Source organism: Streptomyces flaveus (assembly GCF_014647675.1).
In the GTDB taxonomy this organism is placed as follows: Bacteria; Actinomycetota; Actinomycetes; order Streptomycetales; family Streptomycetaceae; genus Streptomyces; species Streptomyces flaveus.
In genome coordinates, this window is the sequence record NZ_BMPQ01000007.1 from 141,743 (window position 1) to 160,664 (window position 18,922).

Annotated in this window: 12 protein-coding genes and 1 pseudogene; 8 read left to right on the forward strand and 5 right to left on the reverse strand. The window is 69.0% G+C overall.

The features are described from left to right. Positions 1 to 283 precede the first annotated feature (283 nt). The 8 genes and pseudogenes from abc-f (at position 284) to IEZ21_RS16770 (ending at position 13,163) form a co-directional block, all read left to right on the forward strand. Positions 284 to 1,972 (forward strand): ribosomal protection-like ABC-F family protein, encoded by a 1,689-nt coding sequence (gene abc-f / locus IEZ21_RS16735; protein WP_373302238.1) that lies wholly within the window; start codon positions 284 to 286, stop codon positions 1,970 to 1,972. A gap of 445 nt (positions 1,973 to 2,417) precedes the next feature. Then, positions 2,418 to 3,560, forward strand: coding sequence for a LacI family DNA-binding transcriptional regulator (locus IEZ21_RS16740; RefSeq protein ID WP_189322688.1), 1,143 nt, complete (start codon positions 2,418 to 2,420; stop codon positions 3,558 to 3,560). Positions 3,561 to 3,887: 327 nt separating this feature from the next. Then, positions 3,888 to 5,270, forward strand: coding sequence for an ABC transporter substrate-binding protein (locus tag IEZ21_RS16745; RefSeq protein ID WP_189322689.1), 1,383 nt, complete (start codon positions 3,888 to 3,890; stop codon positions 5,268 to 5,270). 1 nt (position 5,271) lies between these two features. Continuing rightward, on the forward strand, positions 5,272 to 6,198 hold the full coding sequence (locus IEZ21_RS16750) for a carbohydrate ABC transporter permease (RefSeq protein WP_189322690.1): 927 nt from the start codon (positions 5,272 to 5,274) through the stop codon (positions 6,196 to 6,198). Further along, a complete protein-coding gene (locus tag IEZ21_RS16755) occupies positions 6,195 to 7,127 on the forward strand; it encodes a carbohydrate ABC transporter permease (RefSeq protein ID WP_246567814.1) in 933 nt (310 codons plus the stop codon). The genes IEZ21_RS16750 and IEZ21_RS16755 overlap by 4 nt, the downstream gene beginning before the upstream one ends. Positions 7,128 to 7,155: 28 nt before the next feature. Then, positions 7,156 to 9,294, forward strand: a complete 2,139-nt coding sequence (locus tag IEZ21_RS16760; RefSeq protein WP_189322691.1) for a beta-galactosidase — start codon at positions 7,156 to 7,158, stop codon at positions 9,292 to 9,294. Positions 9,295 to 9,422: 128 nt separating this feature from the next. Further along, positions 9,423 to 11,168: pseudogene (locus IEZ21_RS16765) on the forward strand (RICIN domain-containing protein); the annotation flags it as partial. 516 nt (positions 11,169 to 11,684) lie between these two features. Next, positions 11,685 to 13,163, forward strand: a complete 1,479-nt coding sequence (locus IEZ21_RS16770; RefSeq protein ID WP_189322899.1) for an MFS transporter — start codon at positions 11,685 to 11,687, stop codon at positions 13,161 to 13,163. Positions 13,164 to 13,196: 33 nt separating this feature from the next. Here IEZ21_RS16770 and IEZ21_RS16775 read toward each other — a convergent pair whose 3' ends face one another. From IEZ21_RS16775 to IEZ21_RS16795, 5 genes are read right to left on the reverse strand one after another with little or no spacing between them, the layout of a single operon-like run. Then, on the reverse strand, positions 13,197 to 15,290 hold the full coding sequence (locus IEZ21_RS16775) for a PQQ-dependent sugar dehydrogenase (RefSeq protein WP_189322693.1): 2,094 nt from the start codon (positions 15,288 to 15,290) through the stop codon (positions 13,197 to 13,199). 22 nt (positions 15,291 to 15,312) lie between these two features. After that, positions 15,313 to 16,275 carry a LamG-like jellyroll fold domain-containing protein gene (locus IEZ21_RS16780; RefSeq protein ID WP_189322694.1) on the reverse strand — a complete coding sequence of 321 codons (963 nt, stop codon included), beginning with the start codon at positions 16,273 to 16,275 and terminating at the stop codon, positions 15,313 to 15,315. Positions 16,276 to 16,312: 37 nt separating this feature from the next. Then, positions 16,313 to 17,083, reverse strand: a complete 771-nt coding sequence (locus IEZ21_RS16785; protein ID WP_189322695.1) for an ABC transporter ATP-binding protein — start codon at positions 17,081 to 17,083, stop codon at positions 16,313 to 16,315. Continuing rightward, entirely contained in the window at positions 17,073 to 17,840 is a 768-nt protein-coding gene (locus tag IEZ21_RS16790) for an ABC transporter ATP-binding protein (RefSeq protein WP_189322696.1), read from the reverse strand. Before IEZ21_RS16790 ends, IEZ21_RS16785 begins: the two co-directional genes overlap by 11 nt. After that, a complete protein-coding gene (locus tag IEZ21_RS16795) occupies positions 17,815 to 18,903 on the reverse strand; it encodes a branched-chain amino acid ABC transporter permease (protein WP_213089308.1) in 1,089 nt (362 codons plus the stop codon). The genes IEZ21_RS16790 and IEZ21_RS16795 overlap by 26 nt, the downstream gene beginning before the upstream one ends. Positions 18,904 to 18,922: the final 19 nt, after the last annotated feature.

Here is an 18,922-nt window from a genome sequence, read left to right on the forward strand (position 1 = left end):
AGCGAAGAGCGGGGTGATCCGGGAGCAGCCTGCTCTCATTGACGGTGGGCTGCCCCGATAGGGGCCTTCGTCTTCCATGGCGCAGTCGCCGCAGCAGCGATCCGCTTACGACTCCCGCCCATGATCCGCCGGACAGGACCGAGCCCCACCGGCTCCTGTCCGGCGGGCTACTTCAAGACCCTTGACGAGACGGACCGTATCGTCTAACTTCTTGTTCGTCGGTCGGCAGCTGGTGCTCCCTCTGCTTGCCGCACGATCCTGTTCACCCAGCAAAGGACTGCCCTTGCACTGTGCTTCCGCCCGCACCACCGTCACTGCTTCTCCTCTCACGACGTCTCAGATCGCTCTTGCCGAGGTGACCAAGCACTACGGCGACCGCATGGTGCTGGACCGCGTGTCTCTCACTGTCCGACCGGGCGAAAAGGTCGGGATCGTCGGGGACAACGGCTCTGGGAAGTCCACGCTCCTGCGGCTGCTGGCAGGACAGGAGCCCGTCGACAACGGCAGCCTGACCGTCATGGCACCGGGCGGGATCGGCCACCTTCGCCAGACTCTCGATCTGCCCGGTTCGGCGCGCGTGGGCGATGCCGTGGATCACGTACTGGGCGAACTGCGCGCCCTGGAGCACCGTATTCGTGTCGCCGAGGCCACACTGGGCACGGCCGGCCCCGCTGAGCTCGAGCGCTACGCCGCACTGGTGGCCGAGTTCGATGCGCGGGGCGGATACGGAGCGGATCGCCGGGTCGAGGTGAGCCTGCGCCGGCTCGGAGAGCACGCGCCACTGGACCGGGAGCGTGTGCTGAGCACCCTCTCCGGAGGGCAGCGCTCCCGGCTCGCGCTCGCCGCGACCCTGGCTTCGGCCCCCGAACTGTTGCTGCTCGACGAGCCGACCAACGATCTGGACGACGAGGCCGTGGCCTGGCTCGAAGGGCATCTGCACCGTCATCGAGGCACGGTCATCGTGGCCACGCACGATCGGGCGTTCCTGGAACGCGTCACCGACACCATCCTGGAAGCGGACCACGATCAACGCACGGTACGGCGCTACGGCAATGGATACGCCGGCTTTCTCGCCGCCAAGGCGGCGGCCCGGGCCCGGTGGGCGTGGGATCACGAGCAATGGCGCAATGAGGTCGCCCGGCAGGAACACCTCGCCGACTCCAGTATCGGGATGCTGGCCGAGATCCCCCGCAAGGGGCCGTGGGCGTTCAGCGGCGCCGGCGCTTTCCGGGCACGCTCGCGGGCGCACGGCGCACAGAGCCGCATCCGGAACGCACGCGAGCGGTTGCAACGGCTCACGGAGCACCCTGTGCCGCCACCTCCGCAGCCACTGCGGTTCACAGGCCGCGTCGAAGGCACGCCGGCCGCCGAGGAAACATCAACTGCAGCACACCTGGAAGACGTCCTGGTCGAAGGGCGGTTGTACGTTCCGTCCCTGAAACTCGCCCCTGGTGACCGCCTCCTCATCACCGGCCCCAACGGTGCCGGCAAAAGCACCCTTCTCCAGCTGCTGGCAGGGGAACTGACGCCTGACGCCGGTATCGTCCGCCGACCGCGCCGGGTTGGATTCCTACGTCAGCAAAGCGCGCCCGACGACGCCTTCGATGCCCGAACGCTGCTCGCGGCATTCGCAGCCGACAGGGCGGGGCAGCCCGACGAGCACGCCGACGCACTCCTTGCGCTCGGCCTGTTCCACGCCGCCGACCTCGATGTTCCCGTACGGAACCTGTCCGTCGGGCAGCGCCGCAAGCTCGAACTGGCCCGGCTCGTGACGGCCGGCTCACTCGATCTGCTCCTGCTCGACGAGCCGACGAACCACTTGGCCCCCGCCTTGGTGGAAGAGATCGAGGCAGCCCTGGCCCGCTACACCGGCACGCTGGTCGTGGTGACGCACGACCGGCTCCTGCGCGAACGATTCAACGGGCCCCGCCTGGAACTACCCATGGCCGCCGAGAAGACGCGCCAGAACTGACGGCCTTGAGCCGTCCTTGACCCGCCCAACCGTCCGCGCCGGATGGCCGCTCAAGGACGGGACGTGCGCGACCTGCCAGGAGCTCGCCGACACGGGAGGGATCCTGGCGACGAGCGGCTTCATCCCGGCCGACGGTTCTTTCCCGGCTCACCACCTCCCGGTCCGTCCTTGATCCGCCGGACACGCCGTAGGGCTCCGCGACGTCCCCCTCAGGGGGCGGCCCTGGCTTTGCAGGGCACCGACCCACGTAGGGAATCCAGCGGGGCCCTGCGTTGCGGCGGGGTTGCCGCGATGTTGCGTGAAGTCTTGACACGTTCTGTTCGACTGCGTAGACATGACACCGCAGTCATGACAGCGCAGTCATACAGCTGACCGGTCGGGCCGGCTGCAGGGCAACGGGCCATGACTGGCTAGGATTTGAGCCGCCGAGCATCGGGAGACCGCAATGACGCGAGTGGGAGGACGGGGCGGAAGCCCCGCCGCGCCGCGCAGCGTGGACGTGGCCCGGCTGGCCGGTGTCTCGCAGAAGACGGTGTCGCGGGTCTTCAACGGTGAGCGGTACGTGTCCGACGAGGTGCGCCGGCGGGTGCTCGAAGCCGCCGAGGAACTGGGCTACCGGATGAACAATGCGGCCCGGGCACTGGCCTCGGGGCGCTCCCGCACCATCGGCGTGGTCACTCTGGGAACCGCCTTGTACGGACCCGCCACGCTGCTCATCGGCGTCGAGCGGGCCGCCCGGGACGCGGGCTACGCACTCCGGGTGGTCAACACGCTGGAGGGCGACCCGGGAGGCGTCGCCGGGGCCGTGGAGTCACTGCTCGAGCAGGGCGTGGACGGCATCGTCGTATCCGAACCGATCGACGAGGGATCGGTCTCTCTCAGCGTGGACGTGCCGGTCCTCGTCCTTGGTGCGCCCGCGGTGTTCGGCGGTTCACGGACCGTGGCCGCGGGGGTCGGCGCCGAGCCGCTGGCCCGGGCGGCCACCGAACACCTGCTGGATCTAGGGCACGTGACGGTCCATCATCTCGCCGGTCCGCAGGGGTGGTTCGCCGCCCGGGACCGTCTCGGGGGCTGGCGCGCTGCGTTGTCGGCGCGCGGCAGGGAACAGCCGCCCGTGATCGAGGGCGACTGGTCGGCCGAGTCCGGCTACGCGGCGGGCCGTGAGTTCGCCTCCGCCGGTGACGTCACCGCCGTGTTCGCGGCCAACGACGACATGGCCATCGGTCTGATCCGCGCGCTGACGGAAGCCGGTCTGCGGGTGCCGGGCGATGTGAGTGTCGTCGGCTTCGACGACGTCCCCGTCGCGGCCTATGTCACTCCTCCACTGACCACGATGCGCCAGCCCTTCGACGCCGTGGCGAACGACGGGATCCGGCTCCTGGTGCAGGCCATCGAGAAACCGGACGCGGAGCCGGCGCCGGCGCACGATCCGCCGGTCGAACTCGTCGTCCGTGCCTCGACCGCACCCCCGCCCACCCGGAAGACCCCGGCACGCGGGCGGCGCACGGCCTCCGGCTCGAGCGGCTCGGCACACTCGCCTCCGGGCGGGGACAGCCGCCCGCCATTAACTGAGCCCACCGTCAACTGAACCGCATTCATCGGCCGCCCGAGTGGCACCCGCTCATGGCCGGGCGGTGACTGCCGCCTGCGCTGGACTCTGACCGCCCGTCAAAAACCTCGCACGACCGTGGGCTTACGGCCCGTGGACTTCCGCAGTACGGCACGTCACGCACGCGCCGGCCGCACCCCGCGCGACGCAAACCCGAACATGGCGACCCCGATGCCCTGGTAGCGACGTCCGCGCCTCAGCCCTTCTCGCGCCTCACCCTTCCCACCCATGCGCAGCGCCCTCGCCAGGCGCTCCGTTCCTCTGCCCATCGTCTTCCCAACGTCTGCCCTTCGGCGGGAGTCCACCATGCCCCGATCCTTCGTTCCCACGTCCTCCATGAGCCGTCGGCGGTTCCTCGCCGCGACCGGCGCGGTGTCCCTCGGCGCCGCACTCGCCGCGTGCAGCGGCGACAGCGACTCCGGCTCCTCCTCCGCCGAGCCGGTGAGCCAGGCCGATATCGACAAGGCGATGAAGACGCCCACCGAGCTGACGTTCTGGACCTGGGTCCCGGACATCCAGCAGGAGGTCGCGCTCTTCCAGAAGAAGTACCCCGCGATCAAGGTCAAGGTCGTCAACGCCGGCCAGGGCGTCGCCCACTACACCAAGCTGCGTACGGCGCTGAAGGCCGGAACCGGCGCGCCGGACATGGTGCAGATCGAGTACCAGGCGATCCCCACTTTCACGATCACCAACAGCCTGCTGAATCTCGCCCCGTACGGCGCCACGGCACTCAAGGACCAGTTCGTCGACTGGACTTGGGGACAGGTCAGCGGACCGGGCGGCGAGGTCTGGGCGATCCCCCAGGACACCGGCCCCATGGGGATGCTCTACCGCAAGGACATCTTCGACAAGCACGGCATCCAAGTGCCCGAGACCTGGGAGGAGTTCGCGGCCGCCGCACGCAAGCTCCACAAGGCGGACCCGGACGTCTACCTGACCAACCTCGCGGCGAACGAACCCGCCGCCTGGCACGGCCTGCTCTGGCAGGCGGGCGCCAAGCCGTATGCGACCTCGGGCAAGAGCAATCTCTCCATCAGCGTGGACGACGCCGTCTCCAAGAAGCTCGGCGAGTACTGGGGCGAGCTCGCGAAGGAAGGCGTCATCAGCACCGACCCGGACTTCACCGACCCCTGGTACGCCGGGTTCAACAAGGGCAAGTACGCCACCTGGCTCACCGCGGCCTGGGGCCCGTCCTTCCTGTCAGGCTCGGCCAAGCCCACCGCCGGCAAGTGGCGGGCGGCGCCGCTGCCGCAGTGGGATGCCGCCAAGCCGGTCTCCGGCAACTGGGGCGGCTCCACGACCGCGGTCACCGCGGCCACCAAGAACAAGATCGCGGCGGCGCAGTTCGCCCAGTTCATCAACAGCGACCCGGCCAGTGCCAAGATGTTCGCCACCAAGCAGTTCTTCTTCCCGGCGACCAAGGACCTGCTCGCGGACCCGAGTTTCACCGGCAGCGCGCCCGAGTTCTACGGCGGCCAGAAGGTCAACCAGATCTTCGCCGACATCAGTGAGACGGTCTCGCCCGAGTTCCAGTGGCCGCCGTTCCTCGACCAGGCGGCGACCGACTGGACCGAGACCGTCGGCAAGTCCCTCGCCGCCAAGTCCGACACCGTCGCCGCGCTCGGCACCTGGCAGTCCCGGCTCACGGCGTACGCCAAGAAGCAGGGCTTCACGGTCGAGGGGACCTGAGATGGCTGCCACGACCGCGGCCGCCGCCAGGAAGCCGCGCCGAGCGGGACCGTCGCCACGTCGCCGGACCCGCTCGGCAGGACCCCTGTTCGTAGCCCCGTTCCTGATCCTCTTCCTCCTCCTCTTCCTCGCCCCGCTCGGCTACGCCGCCTACCTGAGCCTCTTTCAGGAACAGCTCATCGGCGGCACGGTCTTCGTCGGCCTGGACAACTACGTCACCGCCCTCAAGGACCCTCAACTCCTGCACGGCGTCGGACGCGTGGCCCTGTTCTTCGTGATCCAGGTGCCGCTGATGCTGCTGCTGGCCCTGCTGTTCGCGCTCGCGCTGGACAGCGGCCTGCTGCGTCTCGCCCGCGTGATCCGGCTGGGCATCTTCGTGCCGTACGCGGTCCCGAGCGTGGTCGCCGCGCTCATGTGGGGCTACCTGTACGGCCCCGACTTCGGTCCGTTCGCCCAGCTGAGCCGCAATCTCGACCTGCCGGCCCCGCAGTTCCTCAGCGAGAGCTGGATGCTGGGCAGCCTGGCGAACATCGTGACCTGGGAGTTCGTCGGCTACAACATGATCATCCTGTACGCGGCCCTGCGGACCGTCCCGCACGACCTGTACGAGGCTGCCGCGATGGACGGCGCAGGAGCCTGGCGCGTCGCCTGGTCGATCAAGCTCCCGGCGCTGCGGCCCGCGCTTCTGCTGACTCTGCTGTTCTCGGTGATCGGCAGCTTCCAGCTGTTCAACGAACCGAGCCTGCTGATGAAGATCGCCCCCGACGTCATCAGCAGCTCCTACACCGCCAACCTCTACGCCTACTCCCTCGCCTTCACCGGCCAGCAGGTCAACTACGCGGCCACGGTGTCCTTCCTCCTGGGCCTGGTCATCGTCATCGCCTCCTACGCCGTGCTGCTCACCGCGAACCGAAGGAGGGAAAAGTGACGACCACCATGCCGAAGGCCACGACCGCACCGGCCGACGGCCCGGCCCCCACCGCACCGAAGCGGCGCCGGTCCGCATCCCCCCGCCGCAGCACCCCGCTGACGATCGCCATGCTGGCGGCCCTGGCGTACTTCCTCCTCCCGCTGTTCTGGCTGCTGGTCGCCTCGACCAAGAACACACAGGACCTGTTCAACAGCTTCGGCCTGTGGTTCTCCGGCGCCCCGCAACTGCTGGACAACATCAGCCAGACCTTCACCCAGGACGACGGCGTCTTCGTCGACTGGCTGCTCAACACCGCCGTGTACGCCGTCGTCAGCGCGGTCGGCGCGGCGATGATCGCGGCCGCCGCCGGCTACGGCTTCGCCAAGTTCCGCTTCCGCGGCGACCGGGCCGCCTTCAACCTCGTACTCGGCGCCATCATGGTCCCGGCCACCGCGCTGGCGATCCCGACCTACCTGCTGTTCGCCGAGGTCGGCCTGGTCAACACCCCCTGGGCGATCATCCTGCCCTCCCTCGTCAACCCCTTCGGCCTCTACCTCATGCGCGTCTACGCGGCCGACGCGGTCCCGGACAGCCTCATCGAGGCCGCCCGCATCGACGGGGCAGGGGAGGGGCGGATCTTCTTCCGGATCGCCCTCCGGCTGCTGGGCCCCGGCCTGGTGACCGTCCTGCTCTTCACGCTCGTGGCGACCTGGAACAACTACTTCCTGCCGCTGATCATGCTCAGCGACCCGAACCTGTACCCCGTCACGGTCGGCCTCTCCTCCTGGGCCGCCCAGGCGCAGAACGGCGGGAGCGGCGCCAGCAGCGACATGCTCCCGCTCGTCGTGACCGGCTCCATGATCTCCATCGTGCCGCTCGTCATCGCCTTCCTCATGCTCCAGCGCTACTGGCAGAGCGGCCTGGCGACCGGAAGCGTCAAGCAGTAACTCCCCCTACTTTCCCGGAGGTTGCTTCATGGCGGAACTGCCCGCCCGCGTCCTGTTCGGAGCCGCGTACTACCACGAGTACACGCCCGCGTACGACCCCGAACTGCGGCCCGACGAACAGCTCAAGACCGACCTCGACCTGATGGCCGCGGCGAACTTCACCGTGATCCGGGTGGGCGAATCGGTCTGGTCGACCTGGGAGCCGGAGAACGGGCGCTTCGACCTCGACTGGCTCCAGCCGGTCCTCGACGGCGCCCACGAGCGCGGCATCTCCGTCATCATCGGCACGCCGACGTACGCGGTGCCGCCGTGGCTGGCCCGCCAGTACCCGGAGATCACCGGGGAGTACGCCACCGGACAGCGCCTCGGCTGGGGCGCCCGCCAGGAGGTGGACTTCACTCACCCCGCGTTCCGCTTCCACGCCGAGCGGATCATCCGCAAGATGGTCGCCCGGTACGCCGACCACCCGGCGGTCATCGGCTGGCAGGTCGACAACGAGCCGGGCCTGCACCTCTTCCACAACCAAGGCATCTTCCAGCGCTTCGTCGACCACCTGCGCGACAAGTACGGGGACATCGAGACCCTCAACCGCGAGTGGGGCCTGGTGTACTGGTCCCACCGCCTGTCGACGTGGGCGGACCTGTGGACTCCGGACGGCAACGTCCAGCCTCAGTACGACGTCGCCTGGCGGGAGTTCCAGGCTCGCCAGGTCACCGAGTTCATCGGCTGGCAGGCGGACATCGTGCGCGAGTACGTCCGCCCCGAGCAGTTCGTCACCACCTGCATCTCGTACACCCGCCAGGGAGTTGAGGACGACGAGCTGTCCGCCCGGCTCGACATCGCCTCCGGCAACCCGTACTACGACATGCAGGACGGCCTCCTGCTCCCCGACCCCACGCCCGACGACCACCAGCAGATCTGGAAGACCACCGGCGTCTGGTCGATGTACCAGACCGCGGACTGGATGTTCTCCTCCCGCCAGGAACCGTTCCTGGTCACCGAGACCAACGCCCAGTGCATCGGCACCCCGTGGGACAACCGACCCGCCTACGACGGCCAGTGGCGGCAGGCAGCGTGGGCGCACGTCGCGCGTGGCGCGCGGATGATCGAGTACTGGCAGTGGCAGACGCTGCGCTTCGGCGCCGAGACCTACTGGGGCGGCGTCCTTCCCCACAGCGGACAGCCCGGCCGCGCATACGCCGAACTCGCCCGCCTGGGCGCCGAGTTCGAGGCGGCGGGCCCGCTCGTCGCCGGGCTCGAACCGGACGCCGACATCACGATGGTCTACTCGACGCCGAGCAAGTGGCTCATGCAGAAGCACCCCCCGCTCGCGACCGCCGACGGCGACCCCGACCCCGCCGCGTACCACCGCATCTTCGACCCCTTCTACCGCGGCGCCTTCGAGGCCGGCCGCCAGGTGCGCATCGTGCACGCCCGGCAGCTGCACGACCCGCGCGGCGAGGGGGAGGGCATGGCGCCGGAGGAGGCCGCACGCTGTCATCCCGTGCTGGTCGCAGCGGGCTTGTACATCGCCGCCGACGCGACTCTCGACTGGCTCGTGGCCTATGCCGACGCGGGCGGTCACCTGGTCCTCGGCCCCCGTACCGGATACGCCGACCACGAGGCGCGGGCCCGGCACGAGGCGGCGCCCGGACGCCTGGCCGAGGCCGCGGGAGTCACGTACGAGGAGTTCAGCAATCTCGCGCGCGACCTCTCGGTGCACCCCGTGGCCGGCAGCCCGCTTCAGCTGCCGCAGGAGGCGACGGCAACTCGCTGGGCCGACGGCCTGACCGTCACCGACGCCGAGGCGCTGGCCGCGTACGACCACCCGCACTTCGGCCGCTGGCCCGCGATCACCACCCGCCGCCACGGCGACGGCCGCGTCACCTACGTCGGTACGGTCCCGGGTCGCGCCCTCGCCCGCGCGTTGGCGACCTGGCTGGCACCTTCCGCACGCCACGGCTGGCGGGACCTGCCGGAATCGGTCACCGCGACGACCGGTACGTCCACCGACGGGCGCCGCGTCCACGTCGTCCACAACTGGAGCTGGGAGCCCGCCCGCGTCTCCGCTCCCATGGCGTTGACCGATGCCCTGAACGGCACGTCCGTCCCCGCGGGCACGGCACTGGACCTCGGCGCCTGGGACGTACGCGTACTCGTCTCCTGATCCACCTCCGATCCACCCCCTGATCCAACCTCACGAGCATCACCATGATCATTTTCGATCCCCGAGGAGGGGCTGTGCAGAGAAGAAGACTTGGCAAAGCGCTGGGAACTTTCGTCGCGGGTTCAGCGATGCTGGGCCTGACCATGAGCAGCGCGCAGGCGTACAACCCGACGGGCGGGATCCTGTACCAGCTCGGCGACGAACCGTGCCTGAAGGGCCGGGGCAACTGCGCGATCTACGTCAAGTCGGCGCAGTTGGAGAGCGGACGTCTCGTCGCGGCGTTCGAGAAGGCCACGGTCGTCCCGGAGACGGGAAGCGCCGACCGAGAGACCATGCCGGTCTACAAGAGCGACGACCACGGAACCTCGTGGCAGCCACTGGCGGACGTCAAGGCTCCGGCGTACCTCTCCAAGGACCCCAAGTACGCGAAGTACAAGAGCAACTGGGCGAGCCCGTTCCTCTACACGCTTCCGCAGGACGTCGGCAAACTGAAGAAGGGCACGCTGCTCCTCGCGACCATCGTGACGGGCGACGACCACTACTACCTCGAGAACAAGGCAGCCGACCCGAACTGGACGCCGTCCAACGACGGGGACCGCAGTGACATGGCGCTCGCCCTGTACTCCAGCACCGACGAAGGCGAGAGCTGGAAAGTCCTCAACGTCATCGCGACAGGCGGCTGGCAGGGCGGCAGCGCGGGCGCGGTCGGCAAGAACGTCGCCAAGGCGAACACGTACAAGCAGGTCGATCCCCTCTGGGAGCCGTACCTGATGGTCCACAAGGGCCAACTCGTCTGCTACTACTCCGACGAGAACGACTACCTCGGCTTCGACCCGGTCACCGGTGTGCCGAAGCTGGATCCGGACAACGACACCGCCCGGGACTCGCACGGCCAGATCCTCGTCCACAAGACCTGGAACGGCCGCAGCGCGCAGTGGAGCGAGCCCGTCGTCGACGTCGCCGGCCTGACCCAGGACATGGGAGGCGACAAGACGCAGATCGGAGGCGGCCGGCCGGGCATGACGACCGTCGTCCCGACGACGGACGGCAAGTGGCTGCTCCCCTACGAGTACTGGGGCGGCGGAACCAACACCCGATACGTGATCGCCGACGACCCGCTGAAGTTCTACCGCGGCTCCACGGACGCCCCCGTTACCTCCCTGCCGGTCGACGCCGGTTCCCGCAGGCTCGCGGTCAACGGCAGCCCGGTCGTCATCAACCTCCCCGACGGGCGCCTGGTGTACAACGCCGCCGGCAGCGGCAACGTCTGGGTCAACGAGAGCGGACGCAGCGACGGCGTGTGGAAGGAGTACCAGACGAACGCGCCGGCCTCCTACAGCCGCAACCTGCAGTACGTCGAGGGCACCGGCCGCATCTCGATCCTCAACCACCAGGGCACCTCGACGATCGCCTTCTCCGAGGTCGACCAAGGCCGCTCGGAGGGCGCCTACTACCAGCTCGTGAACCGCAAGACCGGGCAGGTCATCGGCACCGGCGGCAAGACCAACGACGCCAACATCGGCAACGGGGACGTTCCCGACGTCCGCCTGGAGGACGCCGGTTCGGTGGCGAACAAGGACACCCAGTACTGGCACCTGGTGAACGCGCCGAAGGGCGGCACGACGCTACTGAACAAATCAGGTGGCCGCATGGCAGGCATCTGGACCGGGAACGCGACGGTCGGCCAGCGGATCGGCCAGTGGGTCGACAACAGCCCCACAGGCGTCTGGAACCTCAGCAAGACCGCCGACGGCTACTACAAGTTCCAGGCGGCCAAGAACACCAACGTGTTCCTGACCGGCGCATCCGCCGGTGCGCCGCTGACCCTGCAGAACGCGGTCGCGGACGGCTCCCAGGAGTGGGAGCTCGTCCAGCAGGCCCCGACCGCCGCAGACCTGACGAAGGACACGCGGTCCAAGCGTCTGACCGCGAGCACCGTCGGGAGGAAGGGCGCCGTGTCGCTGAACGCCGCCGCCTCGGATCCCGCGGGCACGGCCCTGCATGCGAACAAGACCGGCCACGCCTACGTGTTCGCAGCCGACGGCAAGGTCACGGACCTGGGCCAGGTCTCCTTCGACGAGGCCCAGAAGGGCAGCGTGGCCCTCCCGGCGACCATCGCAGGCGGGAAGAAGATCAAGATCGCGGTGGTCTTCGACGACACACCGCTGATGTGGGACGAGGCCACCGTCCGGACCGCTGCCACCGGACGCTGATCCACGGCTCCTCGGGGTGAGCCGGCTCGCCGGCTCACCCCACGCGGCGGGGCCATGATCCAAGTGGTGACGTCCCCCGAACGGGCGTAGCTTCGAACGGTGGACGGAAGCAGCAGCCCGCAGCCGGCCTCCTCACCACAGACCACCACCCGGGAACGCGGCGGTGGCGGAAACGCGATGGCTCTGCTGGTCATCGCCTCGTGCCAGCTGATGGTGGTCCTGGACATCACCATCGTGAACATCGCGCTGCCGCACATTCAGCGCTCCCTGGAGTTCTCCACCACCAGCCTGTCCTGGGTGGTCAACGCGTACACCCTCACCTTCGGCGGGCTGCTGCTGCTCGGCGGCCGGACCGGCGACATCCTCGGCAGACGGCGCGTCTTCATCTTCGGCGTGCTGCTCTTCGTGTTCGCCTCGCTGCTCGGCGGGCTCGCGCAGAACGCCGGCCAACTCCTCGCCGCCCGCGCCCTCCAGGGCGTCGGCGGTGCCATCGCGTCCCCGACCGCCCTCTCCCTGGTCAGTACGACCTTCCGCGAAGGCCCCGAACGCAACCGGGCCTTCGGGGTGTTCGCCGCGGTCTCGGCGGGCGGCGGAGCCATCGGCCTGCTCGCCGGCGGAGTCCTCGTCGAGTGGCTGAACTGGCGGTGGGTGCTCTTCGTCAACGTCCCCATCGGGCTACTCATCGCCCTCGCCATACCCCGCTGGATCAGGGAGTCCGAACGCCACCCCGGCCACTTCGACATCGCCGGCGCGCTGACCTCCACCGTGGGCATGGTGCTGCTGGTCTACGGATTCATCAGGGCCGCGCAGGAAGGCTGGCGGGACGGGCTCACGGTGGCCTCGTTCGCAGCGGCGGTCGTCATCCTCACGGTGTTCATCCTGATCGAGAGGCAATCCAGACAGCCGATCACGCCGCTGCACATGTTCGCCGACCGTAACCGCGCGGGCACCTACGGCATGATGCTGTGCCTGGCCGCCGCGATCTTCGGCATGTTCTTCTTCCTCACGCTCTTCACGCAGAACGTGCTGGATTTCAGCCCGCTGCAGACCGGTCTCGCCTTCCTGCCGGTCAGCGCGGTCATCGCGATCGGCGCCGGGCTGGCCTCGCGGTTCCTGCCCAGATACGGCCCCAAGCCCTTCATGGTCGTGGGCGGGATCCTGGCGGCGTCCGGCCTGGCGTGGCTGACCCTGACCGACGTCCACTCCACCTACGTGGGCAGCGTCCTCGGTCCGATCCTGGTCTTCAGCCTGGGGATGGGCATGGAGTTCGTCTCGCTCACGCTCATGGCGCTCTCCAACGTCCCCACGCACGAGACCGGCGCCGCCTCCGGACTCCTCAACGCCACCCAGCAGGTCGGCGGCTCGCTCGGTCTGTCCATCCTGGTCACGGTGTTCGGCACGGCCAGCCGGAACGAGGCGGACGAGCAGGTTCCGCGTTTCCTGGAACAGGCGACGTCGGCGGAGCGCGCGCGGTTCGAGCGCACCGGGGACCTTCCGCCGCCCTGGGCCGACGAGGTCCTCGCCTCCGGTGTCTCGGCCGCCTTCGTCATGGCGGCGATCTTCGCCGTGCTCGCCGCACTGATCGCCGTCGTGGTCATCCAGGTCCGCCCCTCCGACCTGGAACACCTGGGCGGGAAGGGCCTCGGCCCGGTCTGAGACCGAGGCCCCTCATCCTCAACGGCAGGAGACTCAGCGGTACGAGACCTTCAGGTCGCGAAGCCTCCCGATGTTGTCGAACGATCCGAAACCCACCCTGCCGGAGGCGAGCGTGGAGTCGACAGCGGTCATCAGCGGACGTTTCGAGCCGTCGACGTAGACCGCGATCTCACCGCTGCTCGCGCAGCGCACCACCCGCACCTTGTGCCAGTCGCTGTCGGTGATGGCCGGTGGGGCACCCGTCCTGCCGTTCCACTGGTCCTCGATCCGGAGCCGGTCGGCGTCGTTGACCACGAAGATGCCGTTGTGCGGATAGATGGTGTTGTCCGTCGACAGATGGGCGTAGGCGAACTTCGTGTCCGACTCGTAGTCGAAGACGATGATCACGTCCCGGTTGGTGATCTCGACGGGGGTGTCGATCCGCACCTCGGCGTCGATCCGTACGGAGCCCAGAGCCGCCGGGCCCGCGGTCAGTACGGCGTACTCGAAGGGGCGGCGCGGGCCGGGCCGCTGGGCCCCGGGCTTGGCGAGGACGGCCTCGTGGCCCGGGAACCGCCACTTCGACGGGGTGACAGGAGCCCAGTTCCGTCCGGCCATGACATGGCGAAGAGAGGAGCCGCCCGTGTCGCAGGAGGCGAACATCCGGGTCCCGGTGACCTTCCAGATCTTGCCGTTGGCCTTGGAGAGCAGATACAGCTCGCCGTCCGCGTCCTGTCCGAAGCGCAGGTCCACCCGGGTGTCCCCGGCCAGGTCCCGCATGGTGACGCGCTTGCCGCTCGCGTCGTACAGCATCAGGTCGTAGAGCTGGGCCAGTTCCTTCTCCCCGCGCCGCATGTCCAAGGCGTCGGCGAAGAGCAGACGGCCGTCGACGATGTCCCCGAAGACGTACTTGCCGCGCAGCTCGGGCAGGTCGTGGCCGCGGTAGACGAAGCCGCCCACGATGGCGCGGCCCACGTCGGAGGTGCAGTTCCAGTCGGCGGGCGGGTCGTGGTCGTAGGCGGCGACGGGATAGGTGTAGCCGTACTTCTCGTCGTCCTCGGGGAGCGGGAGCATCTGGTCGCAGGGGTCGGCGGCCGTCTTGTCGAAGACGAACGCGCCTTCGCGTTCGCTCCAGCCCAAGTTGTCGCCCGCGCGCACCTCGTAGACGGATTCGACCGCGTGCTGTCCGATGTGACCGAGGTACATGCGCCGGCTGCCACCGGTGTCCCAGCTGAAGCGGTGCGGGTCGCGCATGCCGTACGCGTAGATCTCGCCCAGTGCGCCGGGGGTGCGGGTGAACGGGTTCCGCGCCGGGATGCCGTACTTGCCGTTGGCGCTGTTCGTGCCGCGTGGGTCGATACGCAGGATCTTGCCGTGGGGGAGGGAGAGGTCCTGCGGCTCGGTGTTCCTGACACCTTGGCCGCCGTCGCCGACGGCGACATGGAGGAGTCCGTAATCGGGGGTGTGAGGCCGGGCGTTGGGGTTGAAGTCGATCTGCTGGATACCGTGGATCGTGCCCGCGAAACCGATGCGCAGGATTTCGCGGCGGGTGCCCTGGAAGGTGTCGGCCGAGGGGTCGTCGGCGGTCCACTCGGTGATGATGCCGTGGTAGTTGGTCGCCGCCTGCTGCCGGAAGTCGGGTACGGCGGTGGTGGCGGAGGCCAGTTCGGTGTGGACGGTGTAGAAGCGGCCGTTGCGCCTGAAGCCGGGGTCGAAGGTCACGAACCCGAAGCCCTGGCCGAGGCCACGGCTGGCGAAGAACGCGGGGCCGAAGGTGGCCGCGATGTCGAGATAGACCTGCGGGCTGCCGCCGTCCTCGACGAGATACAGCTTGCCGTTGAGGTCGGGGACGGCCATCCGGCCCGAACCGTCGGGGAGTTCGCTCAAGTAGTTGATGCGGGCTTGCCGTACCAGCCGTGGATCGGTGACCGGACCGGGCGGCGGCTCGGTCTTCGGGAAGGAGGCGTACTCCTCGACGGTCAGCCCGATACCGGAGGTGGCGGGCCGCTCGGGGATGGGGTCGGTGATGGGCTCGGCCGCGGCGTGCGCCGTGCCGGGCAAGATGACGAGGGCCGACAGCAGCAGGGAGAGGACGAGGAGAGGGGCCAGTACGAGAGGTCTCGGTCTGACGCCGGGGGATGTGGTCATCGGTATCACTCCTTTTGTGCGCTCAGCGCCGGCCGGAGTTCGACAGGTGGTACTGAGCCCGTATCCGGTCGCCGTCCACGGCACGGTTGAGGAACATCAAGCTGTCCATGCGGCAGTCACAGGGATTGCGTTCACCGGTGTTCTGCGGAAAGCTCCCGCCGATCTTGATGCCCCGGGGATCGGTCGGTGAGGCCCGGTGCGGTCCGGGTCCCGAGAGGTCCCAGGGGTCGCCGGGAACGGTGTAGAAACCCTCCAGCCGCTGTCCGTTGCGGTAGAGCGCCATGGCTCCTGTGTCGAAGTCGAAGGTCGCAGCGAGGAACACCCACTCACCGTCCGGCAGCAGGGTCCGCCAGTCCCCGGACGCGGCGAAGGTCTGGGAGCTCGCCCCGTCGATGCGCCGGCCGAGGGCGACCAGCCGCAGTTCGCCGTTCACCTCGATGATCTCCAGCAGGCCGCGGACCGCGTGGCCGTCGGAGTCCCCGGACAGCACGCCTGCCAGGCCGACGGCGTTGTAGTGGTCGTCCGGGGAGGCCGTGTTGCTGTTCCGGCCCGGGTTCGGACCGGTCGACTTGAACCAGCCCATGACGGTGATCCCCTTGGCGGCGTTGAAGGACCGCAGGCTCGGCACACCCGAGGCCCCGTACACGCCCGCCTTCCAGTCGTCGTTGCCGGCCGCCTCCGGGTTCACCTGCCGAACCTGGAGTGAGGTCCGGCTGCCCCGGTGCGCCCCGTCCCGCGTGCGCATCGCCGCACCGCCGCCCACCAGGTCGATGTCGGTACGCGAGAAACCCTGGTCACGCTCCCTCGCCGGGTTGCCGCGCACCGGGTGCTCGAAGTCGTAGTACGCCGCCAAGTACGGCCTGAGAGACGGGTGCACGGCACCCCGGTCCACCCCGGCTTCGGCAGGTGCCGCGGCCAGAGCGGTCAGGGCCGTCAGGAAGGCGGCGACAGCCACCGCCGTGTTCCGCCTGCGTTGCGTGAACATCCACTCGCTCCTTTGCGAGGCGTGTCTACGAGCCGTGTCATCGGCGTGCGGGACGGCCTCCGAGATAGAGCTCGCCCAGTTGCGGATCGGCGAGCAACTCCCGTGCAGGGCCCGAGACATGGACCCGGCCGAGGTCGAGTACGCAGCCGGTGTCGGCGGCCTCAAGGGCGCGCCGCGCGTTCTGTTCGACGAGCAGGACAGCGGTGCCCGCGTCCCGCATCCGTACGATCTGCTCGAAGACGACGCCGGTCGCCTTGGGGTCGAGCCCCATCGACGGCTCGTCGAGCAACACCACCCGGGGCTTGACCATCAGCGAACGCGCGAACTCCACCTGCTTCTGCTGGCCTCCGGACAGCAGCCCGGCCAGGCTCGTCCACCGCTCCCCGACGACCGGGAAAAGGTCCCGTACGAAGCTCACCCGCTCGGCGATGAGTTGCTTGTCCCGGAGGGTGTAGCCGCCGAGCAGAACGTTCTCGGCGACCGTCATCTCCCGGAAAACGCTGTGGCCTTGGAGGACATGGGCGACTCCGGCGGCCAGCATCCGCTGAGGTCCATGGCCGGTGAGGTCCTTGCCGTCGACGAGGACCCGGCCCGCGCGAGGGGCGAGGAGTCCGCTGGCGACCTTCAGAACGGTGGACTTGCCCGCGCCGTTCGGCCCGACCAGGCAGACGATCGCCCCTGCGGGGACCCGGACGGTCAGACCGCGCAGCACCAGGGCCGCCCGGCCGTATCCGGCCCGTATGTCGTCGAGTTCGAGGAGGAACGGAGAGTCGGGAGATGCAGTGCCAGTGCCAGTGTCAGACGCCAAGGTATGCCCCGAGGACTCGTTCGTCGGACTGGATCACGGAGGGCGGGCCCTCGGCTATCGGTCGGCCGCGGTCGAACACCACGACGTGGTCGCTCAGGCCCATGACCAGGTCCATGTTGTGTTCGACGATCAGGAAGGTGCGTCCCTCGGCGTTGAGTTCGCGCACCAGGTCGCAGATGCGGTCGATGAGCGCCGGGTTGACCCCTCCGGCCGGCTCGTCCAGCAGAATCAGTTCGGGCTCGCTCATCAGCACACCCGCGAGTTCCAGCAACTTCTGTTGCCCCCAAGAGAGTTGGCGTGCCTCGGCCCGCTCCAGATGCTCGATGCCCATCCGCGACAGCCAGCCACGAGCCCGCTCGGTCTCCTCCCTCCGGCCTGCGCGGGCGAGTTGCCCCGCGAGGGTGGACGGCTGTACGGCGGCGAGGAGGTTGTCGAGCACGGTCATCCGCGGGAAGACACGGCACAGCTGGAAGGAACGCCCGATGCCGGCGCGGGCGATCCGGTGCGGAGGCTTTCCGGTGATGTCGCGCCCGCGATAGGTGGTACGGCCCGCGTCCGCGCGGATCATCCCGGTGACGCAGTTGAAGAAGGTGGTCTTGCCGGAGCCGTTGGGACCGATCAGGGCGTTGACCTTGCCGTGGTGGAAGGTCACGGTGGCCGAGTCGAGCGCGGTGACACCGCCGAAGGCCTTGCTGAGGCCGACGGTTGCCAGGCTTGGCCGAGTCCCGGTCTCAGCCGCCGCTTCCGCTTCGCTCACTGTCCCTCACCTCCGAACCGTCCGTTCCGTCTCTGTCCTTCTCGCCGCGCTGTCCGTGCCGCTCCTTCAGTTCGGCCGCGGTCACCTCGCGAATGGAGGTCTCGCCGGACTTGCGGAAGCGGCCAAGCACCGCGGTGGCGGCCGGGATGACCCCGTCCGGCATGAACATCACGACGACGCCCAGCAGCAGCCCCGCCACGACCAGATGCAGGGGGGTGTCGCCGTACTCGACCTTGGAGTACTCCAGGGCGTACCCGACGATCACGGCGCCGAGCAGCGGCCCGTACAGATGGCGTACGCCTCCCAGCAGCGCCATCAGCACCATGTACGCCCCGCTGAGGATGGAGAACTGGAAGACCGGGTCGAGATCGCCGAACCAGAGCGCGTAGAGCCCGCCGGCCAGCGAGGTGAAGGCGGCGGAGACCACGAAGACGACGAGTTTGTAGGCGAAGGTGGGTGTGCCCAGGGACTGGGCCTTGTCCTCGTCCTCGCGGATCGCCTTCAGGCCCATGCCGAACCGCGAGCGGTCGATGATCCACCAGGTCAGCAGGGCCACCGCGAGCAGCGCGGCGAACAGGAAGTAGAAGGTCCGGTGGTGCTCGGAGCGCAGCATGCCCGGGAACGGCCGCGGTACGACGAGTCCTCTGGAGCCGCCGGTGAAGGAGGCCCAGCTCTGGAAGACCAGCAGCAGGATGAGGACGAGGGCGATGGAGACGATGACGAAGGAGGCGCCGCGCACGCGCAGGGCGGCGTAGCCGACCGGCACGGCGAGCGCGGCCACCAGTGCGGCTGCTACGAACAGCGCGGCGAACGGCGGGAGTTCGGCCTTGGTGACCAGCAGCCCCGTCCCGTAGGCGCCGAGTCCGGCGAAGGCACCGTGCCCGAGCGAGATGTAGCCGGTGAAGCCGCCGACGAAATTCCAGGAGGTGGACAGCACCGCGTAGTTGAGGATGGCGATGCCCACGGTGATCTCGTACGGGCTCGGGGCCATGGACGGGAAGGACAGGGCGACCGCGACAGCGGCCAGCAGGGCGCCGACGTGCAGCAGTGTGCCCGTACGCAACCTGCCTGCCCGGAACGGG